The sequence below is a fragment of the Salinimonas sediminis genome (genome assembly GCF_003429285.1).
Lineage (GTDB): Bacteria > Pseudomonadota > Gammaproteobacteria > Enterobacterales > Alteromonadaceae > Alteromonas > Alteromonas indica.
Genome location: NZ_CP031769.1, coordinates 1,104,406 through 1,123,739 on the forward strand (window position 1 = coordinate 1,104,406; position 19,334 = coordinate 1,123,739).

Genomic DNA, 19,334 nt, shown 5'->3' on the forward strand with positions numbered 1-19,334 from the left:
GAGGATAGAATTTGTCCCCTAATAATCCCGACAACATGGCAGAACCAAGCCGAAAAATCATTATCGACGCGATTACCCGCATGTTGGCACGACGAGAACATAGCGTGGCAGAAATTATTAAAAAACTTGCCCAAAAGGACATCAGCGAAGCCTCTGCGCTGCCCATCATCGGTGAATTTAGCGAGGCGAATATACAAAGTGACGCCCGCTATACGGAAGCAAAAATTCGTTCCTGTATGGCCCGGGGTATCGGCCCTCGCAGAGTAAAGGCCGAATTAAGCCAACATGATATCAGTGAAGCTATGGTGGATAATGCTTTGCACGAGGTTGCCCCCGACTGGTTTACGCTGGCTCGCGAGGTTCGCGATAAAAAATACGGCCTAACGGCGCCAGAGGATTTTAAGCAACGACAAAAACAAATGCAGTTTTTACAGTATCGCGGTTTTTATCAAAGCCACATACAATACGCGATGGATGGCGATTAAGCCGTCCAAGTAGCTTAACAAAACCGCCCGTTCCATGGTATTGTTGCGCGAGCCCGGCGCCCGCCCTAATCGGCCTTATAGCGCTATTTTTAACGTCTGTTAACAGTTTTAGATAGGAAGTTTGGATCTCAATGACATTATCAACTGCCCAAATTCGCCAGAAGTTTATCGACTATTTTAAACGTCATGGTCATCAGCCGGTGGCCAGTAGCTCGTTAGTTCCGGCAGACGATCCGACGCTATTATTTACCAATGCGGGCATGAACCAGTTTAAAGATGTGTTCCTTGGCTCAGAAAAACGCAGTTACAGTCGGGCGGTGTCGTCGCAACGCTGTGTACGCGCCGGTGGTAAGCATAACGATTTGGAAAATGTCGGCTATACCGCCCGTCATCATACATTTTTTGAAATGATGGGTAACTTCAGTTTTGGCGATTACTTCAAACAACAGGCTATTGAATTTGCCTGGAAATTTTTGACCGAAGAGCTGGGGTTAGCAAAAGAAAAACTATTGGTTACCGTATATTCTGATGACGATGAAGCATTCGATATCTGGGAGAACCAGATAGGGGTACCAAAAGAAAAAATAATTCGTATCAGCACCTCCGACAACTTCTGGTCAATGGGCGATACCGGGCCATGTGGTCCATGTTCTGAAATTTTTTATGATCACGGTGAACATATTTGGGGTGGCCCTCCAGGCACGCCGGAAGAAGACGGCGACCGGTTTATTGAAATCTGGAACCTGGTTTTCATGCAATACAATAAACAGGCTGATGGTTCTATGGAGCCGCTGCCTAAGCCGTCAATTGACACCGGTATGGGGCTCGAGCGTATCTCGGCCATTATGCAAGATGTCCACAGCAACTATGAAATCGATCTGTTTCAACAGTTAATCAAAGCCGCCGCGCAGGTCGTAGGCAGCAACGATTTGCAAGATAAATCCCTGCGCGTTATCGCTGATCATATTCGCTCTTGCAGCTTCCTGATCTGCGATGGGGTGATGCCGGGTAATGAAGGCCGTGGCTATGTGCTACGCCGTATTATTCGCCGCGCGGTTCGCCACGGTTATAAATTGGGCGCCAAAGATATCTTCTTCTACAAGCTGGTTGCTGCGCTGACCACAGAAATGGGAGAGGCTTATCCAGAACTGGCCGATCAACGTCCGGTAATTGAGAAAGTCCTTAAGGTAGAAGAAGAACAGTTCAGCAAAACGTTATCGCGCGGCATGGCTATGCTAAGTGATGTATTAAACGAGCTGGATGGAGACACCGTACCGGGTGAAATTGTATTTAAACTGTATGACACCTATGGGTTTCCGGCTGATTTAACTGCCGATGTTGCCCGCGAACAAGATTATAAAATTGACGAAGCCGGCTTTGAGCAGGCCATGCAGCAGCAGCGTCAGCGCGCTCAGCAGGCCAGCAATTTTGGCATGAATTACAATGCCCAGCTGAAAGTAGAACATACCACCCAGTTCACCGGTTATACCGACGTAGACGGCGACGCTACTGTGCTTGAGGTTATTTACGACAATGCGTTATGTGATGCATTGGAAGATGGTCAGGAAGGCATAATTGTGTTGGATAACACCCCTTTTTACGCTGAAGCCGGCGGCCAAGCCGGAGATAAGGGTGTGCTCGAGGTCAGCGGTGGTGAATTTGTGGTAGCTGACACGAAGAAAATGGGTAACGCTTTTGCGCATTTTGGCCAAGTACATGGGGTGGTTAAAAAAGGCGACACCGCAACCGCCCGAATTGATGCTGACAACCGTGAAGCCGTTAAGAAAAACCACAGCGCCACGCATTTACTGCATGCCGCACTACGTGAAATTTTAGGCGAACACGTTACGCAGAAAGGTTCACTGGTAGAAGCACAGCGTATGCGTTTCGACTTTTCCCAGTTTGAAGCGATTAGCGCCGAGCAACTTGCGCACATTGAGCGCCGGGTGAATGAGGAAGTGCGCGCCAACCACCCGTTAACGACCGAGTTAATGGATTTAGAGGAGGCCAAAGCCTCTGGCGCCATGGCCCTGTTTGGTGAAAAGTACGATGAAAAAGTACGGGTAGTCAAAATGGGCCCGTTTTCAATTGAACTTTGTGGTGGTACACACGTCAACCAAACAGGAGATATCGGCCTGTTTAAAATAATCGGTGAAAGTGGTATCGCCTCAGGTGTGCGTCGTATCGAGGCGGTCACCGGTGCTGCGGCCATTGACCATGTACAGCGTCAGCAACAACTCCTGGCCGAAGTAGCCGGGTTGTTAAAAAGCGATGTAAGCGGAATAGCCGGGCGCATTGGGCAACTACAGACCCAGCAGAAAGAGTTAGAAAAAGCGCTTGGCGCAGCCAAGCAAAAACTGGCTAGTCAGCAAGGCGCTGATATGCTGGGGCAGGCGGTAGAGATTAACGGTGTGAAAGTACTTATATCGCAGCTGGATGGGGTTGAAGCCAAAGCATTACGCGGCATGGTGGATGACCTAAAAAACCGAATGGGCGAAGGTATCGTAGTACTAGGGGTAACGGCTGAAAATAAGGTAAATCTTATTGTTGGTGTTACCAAAGGGTTAACAGGAAAAGTTAAAGCAGGGGAGTTGGTTAACTTCCTGGCCGGTCAGGTTGGCGGTAAAGGTGGTGGCCGACCTGACATGGCGCAAGCCGGTGGAGATCAGCCCGAAAATCTGGGCGGTGCACTAGACTCTGTTAACGCTTGGCTGTCAGATAAGCTATAATCTGCTTTGTCTGGTAATCAGCGGGTTTTTGACAGTGACACAAAAACAGGGAATCGCTGCTACCTCTACCGGGTCGTGCCGGTGGTTGGTTAAAATGAAGGGAAATGCCCATAAGTAAGGAACAGGAGCAAGCGAATGCTTATTTTGACTCGTCGTGTAGGTGAAACATTGATGGTAGGTGATGAAGTCACTGTTACCGTTCTGGGTGTGAAAGGCAACCAGGTACGGATCGGTGTTAATGCGCCTAAAGAAGTATCGGTACATCGTGAAGAAATCTATATGCGGATTCAGGCTGAGAAAGGTGGTCAGTCGGACTCTGCTGATACAGAATAATCTGTATCAGGTTGATTGCACAAAAAAGGCTGGTGAAAACCGGCCTTTTTTGTGTCAGCTAGCTAGCAACTGGTTACCACTACACGGCGACGTTGGGTGAAATTTAGCCTGCCGGGCCGCCTAGGCTATTGCGCGAGGGGGCATTTTTCTTCGCAAAATGCTGCAAAGTTGAGCATAACGGTTAATTTTTGTGTAAACGGTTCAAAACTTTCATCTTATCGTTTTGCTTATGACGTATTTTTGCTATTATCCGTGCCGTTGACAAAGCGGACTCAAACCACCAATAATGTGATTACACAGTACAGTGAGGTTGATTCGCTTCGACATTTTGGACAGCGTAAGGCATTCGTTGACGGCAGAAATACCCGTTAGCCAGCGTTTTACTCACATGCTTGTTTAAAATGTCAGCGGGTATGCATTTTCTTTGAAAAAAGGTTTGACACCATCAGGTGAATCCGTAAAATGCAGCCCCACGTCACGGAGAGGTGGGTGAGTGGCTGAAACCAGTTCCCTGCTAAGGAACCATACCTATTACTGGTATCGAGGGTTCGAATCCCTCCCTCTCCGCCATTATTAAGGTTGGACGTGGCAACCAACAAAAGTTTTGCGCGTGTGTAGCTCAGCTGGATAGAGTACCTGGCTACGAACCAGGCGGTCGGAGGTTCGAATCCTTCCACACGCGCCATATTTTGCAAATGCCACCTTGTGTAGTAATATATACAAGTAAATGTTTTACGCGTGTGTAGCTCAGCTGGATAGAGTACCTGGCTACGAACCAGGCGGTCGGAGGTTCGAATCCTTCCACACGCGCCATACAATAGAAAAACCCACCTTATGGTGGGTTTTTTTATGTCTGTGTATTATATGTCTGTGGATAAATAGTCCCGCCCCCCATTTTGCCGGTTTTCAGCCACCGCCTTCGCAGCGGCGTGCGATGCTCCCCTCAGCACAATCAACTGGCAACTATAGCTATCATTGCTTGGTCCCCCGTTACCCTTGTTATCTATTGCCGTGCAAACTTCGGTCTTTCTGTTATATCGGCCTGCTAGCTGCCGCCGGCAGTTATCATTCCTACCTGTAACATCACCTATTCATCATCAGCCATGTAAAAATGAATAAGTATTGAAACTCCCTGCGAAAACGGGGGGAGGAATGTTTTATGTATGCAAATTAGATGCATAACTATAGAGAAAAGCACGCTGGATATTTGTTATTTTAAGATAATCATGATACTTAAAGCACACCACTTCAATATCGAGTTTGCGATGAACAGCGAAATATCAGCCCAATTGACCGAAGCTGCCACCTTGATGTTGGTAGGAATGGGCTTTGTGTTTGCGTTTCTTACCCTGCTAATTGGCGGGATAAAGGCTATCGAGTTATTTTGTTTGAAATTTCCTTCGGCGCAGACGGCGGCCCCAGCGCAAACGCGCAAAACCCTCCCAGGTAACCAGCCTCACAAGACCGATCCGGCCACTGTAGCGGCCATAAGTGCTGCTATCCATCTACACCGACAATCCACTAAATAAGATATCAGGAGAAAGCATGACTACACCTCTGGCGTTAACTGAACTTGTCTTGCGTGATGCCCATCAGTCTTTGTTGGCCACGCGGATGCGGCTTGAAGACATGCTACCTATCGCCAAAGAGCTGGACGATGCGGGGTTCTGGTCTGTTGAATCCTGGGGTGGCGCAACGTTTGATGCGTGTATTCGCTACCTGGGGGAAGATCCATGGGAACGTATCCGAGAGCTGAAAAAAGCCATGCCAAAAACCCGCCAGCAGATGTTACTGCGCGGGCAAAATCTACTTGGGTATCGTCATTATGCCGATGATGTAGTCACCCGCTTTGTGGAAAGGGCACATGACAACGGTGTAGATGTGTTTCGTATATTTGATGCGATGAACGATGTGCGCAATTTGCACACCGCGGTAAAAGCTGCCATTGACTGCGGCGCGCATGCCCAGGGCACCATATCCTATACGGTAAGCCCGGTACATACATTGGATACCTGGCTGACTATGGCCAAACAGCTTGAAGATATGGGGGTGCATTCAATCTGTATAAAAGATATGGCCGGGCTACTTAAACCCTACGAATGCGAAACGTTAATTACCTCACTTAAAGATACCGTTAACGTGCCCATCGCCATGCAATGTCATGCCACCACCGGGCTGTCGACCGCTACCTACCAAAAGGCGGTCGATGCCGGCATTGATATGCTGGATACGGCAATTTCCTCAATGAGCATGACCTATGGTCATACAGCCACCGAAACCATGGTGTCTATTGTTGAAGGTACCGCACGGGATACCGGCCTATCGTTACCACAGTTGGAACCTATCGCTGCTTATTTTCGCCAGGTGCGTAAAAAATATGCCCAGTTTGAAGGTAGCCTGAAAGGTGTAGATGCGCGAATTTTATTGGCGCAGGTACCGGGCGGCATGCTAACCAACATGGAAAGCCAGTTGAAGGAGCAGGGCGCGGAAGATAAATTTGATGAAGTATTAAAAGAAATTCCCAAAGTTAGAGAAGATCTGGGCTTTATTCCCCTGGTCACGCCCACCTCGCAAATTGTCGGCACGCAGTCTGTTTTAAATGTGCTAACCCAGGAACGTTATAAAAGCATTACCAAAGAAACTGCCGGGGTGCTAAAAGGGGAGTATGGGGCTACGGCAGCACCGGTCAATGAAACGCTGCAGAAGCGCGTACTGGACGGCCACAGCGCTATTACTTGTCGACCGGCAGATAACATAGCCCCGGAGCTGGAAAAGCTCACAGAGGAGCTTGCACAACTTGCGCAAACAAAACAGTTCTCACTGGCAAACGACAGCATAGATGATGTTTTAACCTACGCCTTATTTCCGCAAATTGGTCTGAAATTTCTGCAAAACCGCGGCAATCCAGCCGCTTTTGAACCTGCTCCGGAGGCTAATGCACAGCCCAGCCAGGCTGTTACTGCCAAAACTGAACAGGCATCAGCCGGTAAGGCAGCCCAACAGAGCGGCCCCACCGCTTATGATGTCAAGGTAGACGGCAAGGTATTTCATGTTGAAGTAGCCGCCAGCGGCGAAATAACGAATCTAACATCGGCCCCGTCAGGTAGTGCTGAGTCAGGTGAGCCCGCTGCCAATAAAAACGAACCATCGGCTCAAACTGACACTAACGCTCAGGCTATTGAAGCGCCTTTGTCGGGGAATGTGTTTAAGTTAATGGTCAGTGTAGGCGATGTAGTGCAAGACGGTGATGTCATCATGATTATGGAAGCCATGAAAATGGAAACCGAAATACGCAGTGCGTTTAACGGAACAGTAAGTCGGATTCTGGTCAAAGAAGGCGATGCGGTCGCCAGCGCCCAACCGCTAATTGAACTGGAATAATTCATGGAAAAGCTTGTTATATTGTGGGACAGCACAGCGCTGGCGCATTTTCATTACCAGCAGGTCATAATGATGGCCGTAGGGTTATTGTTACTCTATCTGGCTATTGTTAAAAAATTCGAACCATTATTGCTACTGCCGATTGGGTTTGGCGCAATTTTAACTAACATTCCGCTAGCGGGGTTTTCCGAAGCCCAAGGGTTGTTACATTATATCTATGCCGTAGGAATCGAAACCGGGGTGTTTCCCTTACTGATATTTATGGGGGTAGGCGCAATGACCGATTTCAGCGCACTTATTGCTAATCCCAGAATGTTGTTATTAGGGGCCGCTGCCCAATTTGGCATATTTGCCACCCTGTTTGGGGCTATTGCCTTAAACTTTGTGCCAGGCTTTGACTTTACCCTTAAAGATGCCAGCGCCATTGCAATTATCGGCGGCGCTGATGGTCCCACAGCGATATTTTTGGCCTCACGCCTGGCTCCAGATTTGCTGGGCGCTATTGCGGTAGCCGCGTATTCCTATATGGCGCTAGTTCCTATCATCCAGCCTCCTATTATGAAGGCACTGACCACCCCTGCCCAACGCGAGATAAAAATGGCTCAGTTGCGGCCAGTATCTGCCAAAGAGAAAATTATCTTTCCCCTGGCGGTATTGATGCTGACCATCTTATTTTTACCTTCAGCAACACCACTGGTGGGAATGTTCTGTTTCGGTAACCTGATGAAAGAGTGCGCCGTCGTCGAGCGACTAAGTAAAACAGCACAAAACGAATTAATTAATATCGTTACTATTTTTCTGGGGTTAGCGGTCGGTTCAAAGCTGTCGGCGGAAAAGTTTCTGAGTGTCGAAACCCTGGGTATATTAGGGCTTGGGGCTATTGCGTTTGCTATTGGCACGGCGACGGGCGTATTAATGGCTCGGCTGATGGGGCGGTTTTCGAAAACGCCTATCAACCCATTGATTGGGGCGGCAGGGGTTTCGGCTGTGCCGATGGCGGCCCGGGTGGTAAACAAAGTCGGCTTGCAGGCAAATCCGCATAATTTTTTGCTTATGCACGCGATGGGTCCGAACGTGGCCGGAGTACTGGGCTCAGCAGTGGCCGCCGGCGTATTGCTGGCTCTGGTGGGATAGCCTTGCGCCCGGGCTAGTTAAGCTTTTGCTGGGGCACTAATGACTGATAAGCCATGATCAGTTTTTTAGTCATGGCGTGCTGAGGCCATCGAAAGATGGTCTCGGTTTTTCCAGATTCTACAATCTGCCCGTTTTCCATCACAATCACTTTATCCGCTATATGCCTGACAATGCCCAGATTGTGCGAGATAAAAATAAACGACAACCCCAGTTCTTTTTGCAGGGTTAATAGCTGATTCACAGTTTGCGAACGTATCGAGGGGTCCAGCGCCGCAAATGGCTCGTCGGCTACCAATATTTTGGGCTGTAATACCAATGCTCTGGCCAGCGCCACACGCTGTTGCTGGCCATCGGACAACATATGCCGGTAGAAATATACATGGTCACGGAGTAATCCTACTTTACGTAAGGTTTCCTCTATGCGCGAGCGTCGCTCTTTTTCAGATAACCGGGTATTCAAGCGTAGCGGTTCGTCTAAAATCATACCCACGGTAATGCCGGGGTTCATTGCCTCGCTGCTATGCTGAAAAATCATTCTGATATCATTGCTGCTATTGTAGGACTTTGTCGATTTTCGTTTAGCCGCATTGTAACTAACGTTACTAAGATAAATCTCGCCTTCATCTGCGGCCACTGCCCCTACCAGCATTTTTGCTAACAACGATTTGCCCGCCCGGTTTTCCCCGATAATAGCGATGGTTTCGCCCCGGTTCACCGTCAGGTCGATAGGCCCGAGCGCAAATACCTCGGGCTTTTTTAACCAGCGCTTGGTGTCGCTATGGCGAAACAACAAGCCTTTTACCTGCATTAGCTCCTTCATAGCTTTTCCATATGCAGTGGAAAGTGACAGCTGTACGTATGGTCATGAATGCGGCGGACCGCCGGGGTGATTACACAGTCTTTTTGAGCCCGTGGGCACCGCGGGCCCAGGCGGCAGCCAATCGGCACATGTTTAAGTGATGGAATAATCCCATCCATATTTGGCAGAATACTTTTCGGCGGTAAATCTTTTCTAAAGCTGGGGGCGCTATCCAGCAATGCTTTGGTATAAGGATGAAGTGGGCGCTTACGTAGCATTTTCATTCGCCCAGACTCTACGCTTTGTCCGCAATACAATACCGTCATCGTATGCGCCATACTCGAGATAGCCAACAGGTCATGGCTGATAAACAATATCGATAAGGAGCGGGTCTGGTTTAACCGGGTCAGCAGTTTCAATACCTGCGTTTTGGTGGTGGTTTCCATTCCGCGCGTAGGGTCATCGGCAATCAACAGCTTTGGCTGGGAGATAAGTGCCATGGCTATCATGAACTTCTGTCCAATATCCGTAGGGATTTGGTGAGGATAGGCATTTAGATAATGGCGATGATGTTTTATACCCACTTTGTGTACGGTGGAAATTGCCGATTTACGTCGCGACTGCCGCCGTTGCCAGAACCATTTTCCTTTTACCAGTTCATCGGGAATGCTTTCTTCTAATTGTTCGCCGAGCGTGGCTGATGGGTCCATTGCGGTAATGGGGTTTTGAAAGACCACCGCGATATCTCGGCGCATGATTTCCCGTCGCTGCTCAGTAGACATACTTAACAGGCTTTCGCCGTTCCAGCTCATGCGGTCCGCGGTAATATGAAACTGGGGCGGCAGGGCACCCGAGATTGCCGACACAATTAAGCTTTTACCCGATCCAGACTCACCTACCAGCGCACGTATTTCGCCGCTGTTAACGGTTAAATCAACTTTATCCAGCGCTTTGACACGACTGGTGCCGTTGTCAATTTCCAGCGTCAGGTTTTTAATATCCAGCATTGGCATTAGTGACTTACCCTTTTTCGCAGCGCAGAGCGCAAGCCATCCCCAACCACATTGATGGCCAGCACAATCAAAAATATTGATAATCCTGGTAAGGCCACATTCCATGGCGCCAGGTAGGCAACATCAAGACCATCGGCCAAAATAGCGCCTAATTCGGGAAGTGGTGGCTGGGCGCCTAAATTCAAGAAGCCCAGCGCAGAAACATCGATCATCGCAATCGATAAGGCAACCGAACCTTGCACAACCAGCATTTCAATCATGTTAGGCAGAATAGAATGGGAAAACAGCTGCCAGGCATTCGCCCCGTCCAGGCGCGAAGCAAGAATATACTCTTTTTTCATTTCACTGCGCACAAAGGTGCGTGTGTAGTGAATGAACTGTGGCGTTAGCGCCAGGGTGATAGCCCACATACTGTTAACCAGGCCCGTGCCAAGTACTGCTACAATAATAATAGCAATCAGCAGAGTAGGGATGGCCATTAAAGCATCCAGCAAGTGGTTAACAATACTTGAACGTACACCGCTCATCATTCCCGCTACGGTGCCTATCGTAACGCCTAGCCCCATAGCAATAATCACCAGAAGCACACTGGTGCCGAAAGTAACCCGACAGCCATAAATAATCCGGGAAAAGACATCGCGGCCTAAGGCATCGGTGCCAAATAAATGGGTAATGGTTCCATTTAGTTCCCAGCTGGGCGGAATCAGCAGGGCATTGATATTTTGTTGCAAAGGATCAAAAGGGGCGACCAAAGGCGCAAAAAGAGCAAAAAAGAAAAATACGCCCAACACAATCAGCCCAACAAATGCGATATGACTGGCGCGAAATTCCCGCCAGGTACGTTGCCAGGGGGACGGATGGTGTTCTTCTTCGTAAAGGCTAAACTGTGGCACGTTCGTATTTTTCCCTGCTTGGGTCAATTAAACGATTAAAAAGGTCGATCAAAATGGTAAGTGTAATAACCATTGATGCTACGGCCAGCATACCCACACGTAAGGCGGGGTAATCCCGCTGATATATAGCCTGAATAAGCCAATTACCAATGCCTGGCCAGGAAAATAAGGTTTCTACTATCATCGCATTCGTAATCAAGGTGGTAATTTGAATCGCCATTAACGGCAAAATAGGCAATAGCGCATTACGTAAGATATGCCGGAAGAAAATTTGCCAGCGCGACAAGCCTCGTGAGCGTGCAGCAGCAATATAGGGCCGATTAAGCACATCAATCACCGAACGCCGGGTCAGCCTGATCATTGAGGCGGTGGTGATGGTGCTGATGGCTAATGTCGGCAACAGTAAATGCTGTAGTGCATCCTTGAACGCCAGGCTACGGTCAATATTATCGGCCAGCAGAATATCCAGCAGAATGAAACCGGTTTTATCCGGTATATCAAATAACAGGCTTATTCTGCCAGACAGGGGCACTATATTTAGCTCCAGGCTAAATACCAGTATAAATAATAACGCCAACCAGAATACCGGAAACGAATAGCCCACCATACTGGCAGAGTTAATACCGTAGTCCGCCGGTGTATAGCTGCGAAGGCCGGCATAACAACCCACCGGTATCCCAATCACAATGGCCAGCAGCATTGCGTAAGATGCCAGCTCTATTGTTGCCGGCAGCGCTAACCCAATTTCATCGCGCAGGGGCAGGCCAGAGATAAAACTATACCCCCAGTTCCCTGCAAACAGTTCGTTAAGATAATAGCCAAACTGCACCAGATAACCCGAGTCCAGCCTGAATTGCTTAATCAGGGCATTGCGCTGAATATCGTTTTGCGCGGTAATACCGGTTAAGTTGGTAAGGACATCGCCGGGGAACAAATAAGCCAGCGAAAACGACATGGCCGCCAGCACCAGCAGGGTCAGTACAAATAAAATAATATAGCGTGAAAGTATACGTATCACAGTTGTTTGGTTACCCCGCCAAAACGAACGCCACCATAAGGATTGATCTGCATGCCCTTTAGCTCCTTACGAAACGCTTGATAACGAAACGCATGCGCTATCGGTACTATGGGCAATTCTTTAAACAACAGGGAGTTAACTTGTTCATAGATAGCCTTACGCTGGAAAAGATCTTCAGTTTGCAGTGCTTCGTTTATGAGCGCGTCGTACTTCTTATTACACCACATTGCCCGATTGGTGCCTGACGGTATAGCGCCACAACTAAGCAGCGGGCGAAAAAAATTATCCGGATCACCGTTATCCGCTGACCAGCCAATCAGTACCGAGTCGTGTAAGCCTTCACGCAGGTGGCGGCGAAAGGTTGTCCAGTCGTAGGTCACAATAGTAACATTAACCCCTACATCAGCCAGATAGCCTTGTATAAGCTCAGCCATTTTAGCGGCATTAGGATTATAAGCTCGCTCTATGGGCATGGCCCAAATTGTCATGGTAAAGCCCGCTTCTACCCCGGCCTCTTTTAACAGCTTACGGGCCATTACCGGATTATATGCGGTGTCTTCGGCATCATTTTGATATGCCCAACTGGCTGCAGGCAGCAAATTACGCGCGCGCGTAGCGCTGTCAAAGTATACCGCTTCCAATAAGGTGTTTTTATCGATGGCGTACGCCAGGGCCCGGCGTACGTTAGGGTTGTCAAACGGCGGGCGCTGCGTGTTAAACGCCCAGAAGCCCACATTCAGGCCAGGCTTTTCGGCCAGCTCTAATTCTTCGCGGTTACGAATGATGTCCAGCTCGGTTTGCGCGGGGAAGGCAATGGCATCGCATTCTCCGGTAATAAGTTTAGCCAGTCGTAACGAGCTTTTGGGTGTAATATCGTAAATCAGGCGCTCGGCAAATTCAGTTTGCCCCCAATAATTATGGTGCGCCCGATACCGTATGTAATGGTCTTTTCGGTAGCTTTCAAACTGGAATGGGCCGGTGCCAATAGGATAGTGATCGAGCCGCTGGGGGGCCCCATCCTCCATCAGTTTATCGGCATATTCCTGGGACAAAATAACCGAAAAGTCGGTGGCCAGATTAGCCAGGAAAGAACTGTCTCGTTGGGTGAGCAAAATTTCAATGCGGTAGCCATTGATGCGGTTCACCTCGCGGATATTTTCAGCCAGCCCGAGGCTTTCAAAATACGGGTAGCGCCCGCCAGAAACCTGATGATAGGGGTGTTGAGGCAAGCGCCAGCGGTTGATACTGAAAATAACATCATCCGCGTTAAAGGTACGCTGCGGGGTAAAGTAGTCCGTGGTATGAAATGCCACTTCGCGGCGTAACTGAAAAGTATAGGTCAGACCGTCGTCAGACACACTCCAGCTAGTGGCCAGGCTGGGTACAATAGTGCCGGAGTCCGGGTCAAAGTCCAGTAGGCGGTCATATATCTGATGCGAGGTAGCATCCGAGGTGGTCGCCGAAGTATCCAGTTGAGGATTGAAGTTTACCGGATTACTTTCTGAGCAGTACATAATCCCGGTTTGGTAAAACCCATCCTTTTTTTGCTTGCTGCACGCGCTGATACCCACCAGGGTGGCCAGGCAAATTAGTAATACTGGTAGGCTGTTCATCAATCCGTTCACTGCGTATCGGCCGTCTCTGGTGCAGAGTCTAACAAATTGTATTTCTTTAGATAACCACGCAACTGATGATAGGTCAGGCTTAATTTCTCTGCGGTCTTTTTCTGGTTGAACTGACTGTCTTCCAGTGCTTGTCTTAGCATGTCTATTTCGTACTGGGCAGAACGTTCTTTGAGGTCAATAGGATAACCGGTAGTCGGGGCGGGGATTGCCTCTGTACTACCGGCTACAGCAGGTGGCGCCGCTGCGATATCCTCAGTCACTGCCACAGGTTCCGCTGCGCTGTTACTGCGGTCGCGGGTTTTAATCCGGGTTACCGGACGATAAGGCGAGGTGAACGGGTCCAACACAATTTCATGTACCGGTAAGTGAGGGTTGTTGCAGCGGTATACAGCACGCTCGACAACGTTTTTTAGCTCACGAATATTGCCTGGCCAAGGGTGCTCCAGCAGTGTACGTCGCGCCTTTTCGGTAAAGCCGCTGAACAGTTCCATTTCCATCTCACGGGCCATATTAATAGCAAAGTGTTCAGCCAACATCAGGATATCTTCACGGCGCTCGCGTAAAGGCGGGATAGTGATCACATCAAAGGCCAGCCGGTCTAGCAAGTCAGCCCGAAACTCGCCGGCCTGCGCTAGGGCGGGTAGATCTTCATTGGTGGCCGCCACCAGCCGTACGTCAGTTTTGATGGTTTTGCTACCACCTACCCGTTCAAACTCACCGTATTCAATTACCCTAAGCAACTTTTCCTGAATCAGGCCTGAAGTATTAGCCAGTTCATCTAAGAACAAAGTGCCGTTATGGGCCAGTTCAAAACGTCCTTCGCGGCGTTTTGCCGCGCCGGTAAATGCGCCGGCTTCATAACCAAACAGCTCGCTTTCCAACAAATTTTCATTTAAGGCCGCACAATTTAGCTTGACGTAGTTTTGATCCCAACGCTGCGATAAAAAGTGTAAGCGGGCGGCGACCAGTTCTTTTCCGGTACCGCGTTCACCTATAATTAAAACCGGCTTGTTCAGTGTGGCCAGTTGGGAAATTTGCTCTAGCACTTCTAAAAAACTGTTAGCCTGACCCAGCAAATTATCGGTTTGGCGAAATCTACTCATTTATTCCCTCAAAGTTAGCCATTTCGACCAATTAATAGTGTAGTTTAAAAGCGATACAGAAACGATGATTAATTATACAAATAAAATGACCATAAAACAGCAAGTTAGAAAACTGGCTTAGATGGCAAGCATATTGAATAGTGTTATACAGCATGTGCTACTTGCACAGTTTCCAACACGAGTCTGAGGTAAATTTTATGGGTATCTTCTCGCGTTTCACCGATATAGTGAACTCTAATATTAATGCGCTACTGGACAAAGCCGAAGATCCAGAAAAAATGGTTCGGCTGATTATACAGGAAATGGAAGACACACTGGTTGAAGTACGTTCAGCCTCTGCAAAAACGCTGGCCAGTAAAAAAGAAATTGCTGCGCAGGTGGCTAAGTACGAGGCTGACGCAAGTGACTGGGCGGCAAAAGCTGAACTGGCTCTAAGCAAGGATCGGGAAGATCTGGCCCGCGCTGCCTTGCAGGAACGCAAAAAATCTGCAGAAGCGGCTACTGCGCTAAACAAAGAGCTGAGTGCTGTTGATGAGCAAATCAGTAAGTTACAGGAAGAGATTGGGCAGCTACAGGAAAAGTTGGCTGATGCCAAAGCGCGCCAGAAAACGATTTTAATGCGCCAGAAAACAGTCAGTTCGCGGCTTGAAGTTAAGCGCACCCTGGACAGCGGTAAAGTCGATGCTGCCATGGGCCGTTTTGAGCAATACGAGCGCAAAATTGATGATTTAGAGTCTCAGGTAGATGCTTACGATTTAGGCAAAAAGACTTTGCAGGATGAGTTTGCTGAATTAGCCGCTGATGATAAGATTGATGAAGAATTAGCCGCTTTAAAAGCGAAGTTAAATAAAAATAAGCCAGCAGAATAAGCTGACACGCCGATGCTTGCTGCTAAGCTCACAGCAGCAAGCCGGGCTGATCTGGTGAGCAATTGTCACCTGATACGGAGAAATCAAGATGGACGAAGCAATTTTAGCGCTGTTAATAACACCTATCATATTATTTATGGTCCTGGTGGCGCCGATCTGGCTTATTTTGCACTACCGTAGCAAAAAGAACATTAGCCAGGGCCTAAGCAAGGAAGAACATGAAGCACTTGAAGGGCTAGCACAAAAGGCCGATACCATGGCCGAACGAATCAAAACACTGGAGGCGATTCTGGATAGCGAAGCGCCGCAGTGGAGGAACCGCGCATGAAAGTAAATAAGCACCTTTATCGGGATTCTGAAAATGGCCGTATAGCCGGCGTCTGTGCGGGGATTGCGGATTACTTTGGGTTAGAGCGCTGGTTGGTACGTATATTAGTGGTTACTGCGTTTTTCCTGCTGGCTGGTCCCTTTGTTTTTGTTGGCTACATTGCCTGCTGGTTTATTCTTGAAAAGAAACCACAGGGTTACGCCACTGACGCTTCTTCCTTTGATACTTATCAAAGCGAAGGTAAAGGCTGGCGCAATAGCGATGCCACTACCTCTAAGGACAGCGTAGAAGTGAAAACCAAAGTGTGGCAGGCGGGTCAGTCCCCGGGCCGCGTATTAGAGCGTTTAACTAAACGGTTTAATGATAATGAAACCCGCTTACGTAGTATGGAAAAGCATGTTACTTCACGTGAATTTCAACTTAACCGGGAAATTAACCGGCTATAGTATGCGGCTATAGCACGCGCTTACCGTAAGCGATACAAGGCCAAGCGCTATCTTGCTAAGGTAGCGTTTGCGCCGATCGGGTTTACGGCAAAACGACCAAATTCACGTAAGCTCCGCTTTATATTCCCCACTGTATATTCCCTCACTGTGCGAGGGTTTCCTTACCTGTCAGGCAATGTTTTGAACAAGCCTGTGTCATTAAGCCCACTCTAGGACGTTAACCTTCGGTTTGCGCAATGTTTATTATATTCCCCCGATGCTCGAAAGTTTCCTTACCTGCCAGGCAATGCCTTAAACAGCCCTGTGCCATTAAGGACACACTAGGCTGTTAACCCTCGTTTCGCGCTATGTTCTGTGTTTATTGCACCGCGTTAGCCATGTTTTTGCTGTTGTATGAAAGCTCGCCGCAGGCCGTAAAATATGCCGGTATGCAGTATCAGCTATAGGATGCGTGAAGTAGAGGATATAGGCCGCAATTAAATTTTGTAAAATAAATGTTACGCAATAACCGAAAGGCGTTATCGGCGAGGGTCTGTCGTAACTGTGGAATTTGGATAGACTACGAGCCAATAGCAGCAATCATGATTTCGAGGTTTTCAAGTATGGCTACGTCTACCGGTTACCAGTCAAAAGTGTCTGACGGGCAGGGTTATATTCAGTGGAGTGATGAAGAAAACCAGATCTGGTCGCAGCTGTATCAGCGCCAGACTGCGCTTATCCCTAACCGCGCCTGCCAGCAATACCATGATGGTTTAGCCTATCTGGGGCTTAGCGCTGATAAAATACCGCAATTACCAACGGTTAATGAACGGCTCTACCAGGCAACCGGCTGGCGTACGGCGCAGGTACCGGCGCTCATCAACTTTAGTGAATTCTTTCGGCTATTAGCCGACAAAGCGTTTCCTGTGGCCACCTTCATTCGTAGCCGGGAAGAGTTCGACTATCTACAGGAACCGGATATTTTTCACGAAGTATATGGCCATTGTCCGCTGTTGTGTAATCCGGCGTTTGCTCATTTTACCCATACCTATGGTAAGTTGGGTTTAAAAGCCAGCAAGGAAGATCGGGTATATTTGGCCCGTCTGTACTGGTTTACCGTAGAATTTGGTTTGGTAAATACGGCCGAGGGCTTACGCATTTACGGCGGGGGAATTTTATCTTCGCCCGGCGAGACCCTGTACTCACTGGAAAGCGATAAACCTGTGCGAAACGCGCTGGATCCTATCGATGCGCTACGAACGCCGTATCGTATCGATATTATGCAACCGCTTTACTATATACTGGCCGACTTTGATGACTTGTTTGCACTGGCGGAACAAGACATTATGGCGCTGCTGGCGATAGCCAAACAGCGGGGTTTGTTTGAACCTCTGTTTCCCCCTAAAAACAAACAGGTAAGCGGACAAAACTAAATCGCCTATTCATAAAACACTTCACATGTTACCAACTTGTGATACTCTGTAAAATATACTTTACAGATAGAGTGAGTTATGCGATTAGAGATAAGCTGTCAGGACAGACTGGGGATCACTCAGGATGTGCTGGATATACTGGTTGCCCATGAAATCGATTTGCGTGGTATTGAAATCGATGTGGGCGGCAAGATTTTTCTCAACTTCCCCAATATAGAATTCGCTGACTTCCAGCATCTTATGCCTAAAATTCGCCGTATCGATGGTATTGATGATGTCAAAACCACGCCTTTTATGCCGGCCGAACGTGAGCGTAATCAGCTTTCTGCTATTTTGCAGACATTGCCGGATCCGGTATTTTCTATTGATACCCGCAGTCAGATTTTAATGTGTAACGAAGCCGTTACCAGCGGGCTTGAGCTTAACCTGACAGATATCAAGCGCACTGAGCTGGACGAATGGGTGACCGGGTTTAATTTTCACCGTTGGTTAGATGCCGATGACATTCGTCCACAGTCCATCAAAGTGCAGTTTATTCAACAGGATTACCTGGCCGATATTTTACCGATTCATGTGCCGGACGGGGAAGATGGTACGATTATCGCCGGGGCCGTGGTGATGCTCAAATCAGAGATGCGTCTGGGCCAGCAATTCAGCGCGTTTCACCAAACCAACACTGATAGCTTCGATCATTTTGTAACGCACTCACCTGCCATGACTAAGGCTGTACGAGAAGCACGTAAAATTGCGGACCTGGATGCGCCAATTTTAATTTTTGGCGAAACCGGCACAGGTAAAGAGATGATTGCCAAAGCGTGTCATCAGGCCAGCCGGCGTAGTGAAGGTGAATTTCTCGCACTTAACTGTGCTTCGCTACCCGATAGTGTCGCCGAGACCGAGCTGTTTGGCTATGCCGCCGGGGCTTTTAACCAGCCAGAAGGTAAAGCGGGCTTATTGGAGCTGGCAGCAGGAGGTACCCTCCTGCTCGATGAAATTGCCGATATGTCTTCTCAGTTGCAGGCAAAACTGCTGCGGGTGATGGAACATGGTGAATTCCGACGGGTAGGAGACGATAAACCGGTAAGTATTGATGTCCGCTTTATTTGCACAACCTGCCGTGACTTGGGGCAATTAGTTGAAGAGGGACGCTTTCGCAAAGAGCTGTACTATCGGTTAAATGTATTGAGCCTGGTTATGCCATCCTTAAAAGAGCGACGGCCCGATATTGTGCCGTTGGCTGAAGCCTTTATTGTCCAGCATAGCTCGAAACTAGGCCGGCGCCCGGCCAAGCTGAGCAAATCCTGCGTAGAGTTTCTACAACAATATCCATGGCCCGGGAATGTTCGCCAGCTGCAAAATGCCTTATTTCGCGCATTGTCACTGCTGGATGGTAAGGAAATCACCAAAGAAGACATCCAATTACCTAGCTGTGCGCCCAGCATGACCTACATCGATGAAAACTTTGAAGGCACGTTAGATGAAGAGGTGAAAAAGTTTGAACGGGATATGTTGCGTCGGCTTTATCCGTCATATCCAAGTACCCGACAATTAGCCAAAAAGTTAGGATTAAGCCATACCGCCATAGCCAATAAGCTTCGCGAATACGGCATCAATAAAGCGACTGTAAAATTTTGATGACACTTTCGGCAGCATTGCTTTACACGTGATCCCCTACAACGGGCAATGCTGCTGACTTAAAACAAACGGACTATCAACTGGCACAAAAGCTGTACAGTCAATCAGCCTATGCCCCACTGACTATTACC

The 19,334-nt window shown here is 48.5% G+C and carries 17 protein-coding genes and 3 tRNA genes; 14 read left to right on the forward strand and 6 right to left on the reverse strand.

From position 1 onward, the window contains the following. Window positions 1–11: 11 nt before the first annotated feature. From D0Y50_RS05005 to D0Y50_RS05045, 9 genes are all read left to right on the forward strand, one after another. The gene (locus D0Y50_RS05005) at window positions 12–485 is read left to right on the forward strand and encodes a regulatory protein RecX (protein WP_232366458.1); all 474 of its coding nucleotides are present in this window, start codon (window positions 12–14) and stop codon (window positions 483–485) included. A 131-nt stretch (window positions 486–616) separates the two neighbouring features. After that, window positions 617–3,214: an alanine--tRNA ligase gene (gene alaS, locus D0Y50_RS05010; RefSeq protein ID WP_108566410.1), complete on the forward strand. Its 2,598-nt coding sequence runs from the start codon at window positions 617–619 to the stop codon at window positions 3,212–3,214. Window positions 3,215–3,349: 135 nt separating this feature from the next. Next, on the forward strand, window positions 3,350–3,547 hold the full coding sequence (gene csrA / locus D0Y50_RS05015) for a carbon storage regulator CsrA (protein WP_108566411.1): 198 nt from the start codon (window positions 3,350–3,352) through the stop codon (window positions 3,545–3,547). Between the two features lie 479 nt (window positions 3,548–4,026). Further along, window positions 4,027–4,117: transfer RNA gene (locus D0Y50_RS05020), tRNA-Ser, on the forward strand. A gap of 38 nt (window positions 4,118–4,155) precedes the next feature. Continuing rightward, window positions 4,156–4,232: transfer RNA gene (locus D0Y50_RS05025), tRNA-Arg, on the forward strand. Window positions 4,233–4,283: 51 nt separating this feature from the next. Next, window positions 4,284–4,360 (forward strand) — tRNA-Arg (locus D0Y50_RS05030). Between the two features lie 413 nt (window positions 4,361–4,773). Beyond that, window positions 4,774–5,076 carry an OadG family protein gene (locus D0Y50_RS05035; RefSeq protein WP_232366459.1) on the forward strand — a complete coding sequence of 101 codons (303 nt, stop codon included), beginning with the start codon at window positions 4,774–4,776 and terminating at the stop codon, window positions 5,074–5,076. A 16-nt stretch (window positions 5,077–5,092) separates the two neighbouring features. Further along, on the forward strand, window positions 5,093–6,928 hold the full coding sequence (oadA, locus tag D0Y50_RS05040; RefSeq protein WP_117315806.1) for a sodium-extruding oxaloacetate decarboxylase subunit alpha: 1,836 nt from the start codon (window positions 5,093–5,095) through the stop codon (window positions 6,926–6,928). Window positions 6,929–6,931: 3 nt separating this feature from the next. Beyond that, on the forward strand, window positions 6,932–8,062 hold the full coding sequence (locus D0Y50_RS05045; protein ID WP_108566413.1) for a sodium ion-translocating decarboxylase subunit beta: 1,131 nt from the start codon (window positions 6,932–6,934) through the stop codon (window positions 8,060–8,062). 13 nt (window positions 8,063–8,075) lie between these two features. Here D0Y50_RS05045 and D0Y50_RS05050 read toward each other — a convergent pair whose 3' ends face one another. Genes D0Y50_RS05050 through pspF form a run of 6 tightly spaced genes read right to left on the reverse strand, consistent with a single transcriptional unit; the run spans window position 8,076 to window position 14,513 of the window. Continuing rightward, entirely contained in the window at window positions 8,076–8,882 is an 807-nt protein-coding gene (locus D0Y50_RS05050) for an ATP-binding cassette domain-containing protein (RefSeq protein WP_108566414.1), read from the reverse strand. After that, a complete protein-coding gene (locus tag D0Y50_RS05055) occupies window positions 8,879–9,874 on the reverse strand; it encodes an oligopeptide/dipeptide ABC transporter ATP-binding protein (RefSeq protein ID WP_108566415.1) in 996 nt (331 codons plus the stop codon). Before D0Y50_RS05055 ends, D0Y50_RS05050 begins: the two co-directional genes overlap by 4 nt. Continuing rightward, window positions 9,874–10,767: an ABC transporter permease subunit gene (locus D0Y50_RS05060; protein WP_108566416.1), complete on the reverse strand. Its 894-nt coding sequence runs from the start codon at window positions 10,765–10,767 to the stop codon at window positions 9,874–9,876. Before D0Y50_RS05060 ends, D0Y50_RS05055 begins: the two co-directional genes overlap by 1 nt. Continuing rightward, entirely contained in the window at window positions 10,754–11,785 is a 1,032-nt protein-coding gene (locus D0Y50_RS05065; RefSeq protein WP_170145450.1) for an ABC transporter permease, read from the reverse strand. The genes D0Y50_RS05060 and D0Y50_RS05065 overlap by 14 nt, the downstream gene beginning before the upstream one ends. Beyond that, window positions 11,782–13,398: an ABC transporter substrate-binding protein SapA gene (gene sapA, locus D0Y50_RS05070; RefSeq protein ID WP_108566417.1), complete on the reverse strand. Its 1,617-nt coding sequence runs from the start codon at window positions 13,396–13,398 to the stop codon at window positions 11,782–11,784. The genes D0Y50_RS05065 and sapA overlap by 4 nt, the downstream gene beginning before the upstream one ends. Window positions 13,399–13,406: 8 nt before the next feature. Beyond that, entirely contained in the window at window positions 13,407–14,513 is a 1,107-nt protein-coding gene (pspF, locus tag D0Y50_RS05075) for a phage shock protein operon transcriptional activator (protein WP_108566418.1), read from the reverse strand. A 197-nt stretch (window positions 14,514–14,710) separates the two neighbouring features. On the opposite strand from pspF, the gene pspA reads away from it, so the two are divergent. The 5 genes from pspA to tyrR all read left to right on the forward strand — a co-directional run bounded on the left by pspA (window position 14,711) and on the right by tyrR (window position 19,203). Continuing rightward, on the forward strand, window positions 14,711–15,382 hold the full coding sequence (gene pspA, locus D0Y50_RS05080) for a phage shock protein PspA (RefSeq protein ID WP_108566419.1): 672 nt from the start codon (window positions 14,711–14,713) through the stop codon (window positions 15,380–15,382). An 88-nt stretch (window positions 15,383–15,470) separates the two neighbouring features. Beyond that, complete coding sequence (gene pspB / locus D0Y50_RS05085) at window positions 15,471–15,710, forward strand: envelope stress response membrane protein PspB (protein WP_108566420.1); 240 nt, start codon at window positions 15,471–15,473, stop codon at window positions 15,708–15,710. Further along, on the forward strand, window positions 15,707–16,156 hold the full coding sequence (gene pspC, locus D0Y50_RS05090; protein WP_108566421.1) for an envelope stress response membrane protein PspC: 450 nt from the start codon (window positions 15,707–15,709) through the stop codon (window positions 16,154–16,156). The genes pspB and pspC overlap by 4 nt, the downstream gene beginning before the upstream one ends. A 602-nt stretch (window positions 16,157–16,758) precedes the next feature. Further along, window positions 16,759–17,568 carry a phenylalanine 4-monooxygenase gene (phhA, locus tag D0Y50_RS05095; RefSeq protein WP_108566422.1) on the forward strand — a complete coding sequence of 270 codons (810 nt, stop codon included), beginning with the start codon at window positions 16,759–16,761 and terminating at the stop codon, window positions 17,566–17,568. A gap of 78 nt (window positions 17,569–17,646) precedes the next feature. Beyond that, window positions 17,647–19,203, forward strand: coding sequence for a transcriptional regulator TyrR (tyrR, locus tag D0Y50_RS05100; RefSeq protein ID WP_108566423.1), 1,557 nt, complete (start codon window positions 17,647–17,649; stop codon window positions 19,201–19,203). The last annotated feature ends 131 nt before the right edge of the window (window positions 19,204–19,334 follow it).

Excerpts from the sequence above, each read along its gene's own strand:
- alaS (WP_108566410.1), top strand. The coding sequence starts at position 617 with ATGACATTATCAACTGCCCAAATTCGCCAGAAGTTTATCGACTATTTT.
- csrA (WP_108566411.1), top strand. The coding sequence starts at position 3,350 with ATGCTTATTTTGACTCGTCGTGTAGGTGAAACATTGATGGTAGGTGAT.
- D0Y50_RS05035 (WP_232366459.1), top strand. The coding sequence starts at position 4,774 with ATGATACTTAAAGCACACCACTTCAATATCGAGTTTGCGATGAACAGC.
- oadA (WP_117315806.1), top strand. The coding sequence starts at position 5,093 with ATGACTACACCTCTGGCGTTAACTGAACTTGTCTTGCGTGATGCCCAT.
- D0Y50_RS05045 (WP_108566413.1), top strand. The coding sequence starts at position 6,932 with ATGGAAAAGCTTGTTATATTGTGGGACAGCACAGCGCTGGCGCATTTT.
- D0Y50_RS05050 (WP_108566414.1), bottom strand. The coding sequence starts at position 8,882 with ATGAAGGAGCTAATGCAGGTAAAAGGCTTGTTGTTTCGCCATAGCGAC.
- D0Y50_RS05055 (WP_108566415.1), bottom strand. The coding sequence starts at position 9,874 with ATGCCAATGCTGGATATTAAAAACCTGACGCTGGAAATTGACAACGGC.
- sapA (WP_108566417.1), bottom strand. The coding sequence starts at position 13,398 with ATGAACAGCCTACCAGTATTACTAATTTGCCTGGCCACCCTGGTGGGT.
- pspF (WP_108566418.1), bottom strand. The coding sequence starts at position 14,513 with ATGAGTAGATTTCGCCAAACCGATAATTTGCTGGGTCAGGCTAACAGT.
- pspA (WP_108566419.1), top strand. The coding sequence starts at position 14,711 with ATGGGTATCTTCTCGCGTTTCACCGATATAGTGAACTCTAATATTAAT.
- pspB (WP_108566420.1), top strand. The coding sequence starts at position 15,471 with ATGGACGAAGCAATTTTAGCGCTGTTAATAACACCTATCATATTATTT.
- pspC (WP_108566421.1), top strand. The coding sequence starts at position 15,707 with ATGAAAGTAAATAAGCACCTTTATCGGGATTCTGAAAATGGCCGTATA.
- phhA (WP_108566422.1), top strand. The coding sequence starts at position 16,759 with ATGGCTACGTCTACCGGTTACCAGTCAAAAGTGTCTGACGGGCAGGGT.
- tyrR (WP_108566423.1), top strand. The coding sequence starts at position 17,647 with ATGCGATTAGAGATAAGCTGTCAGGACAGACTGGGGATCACTCAGGAT.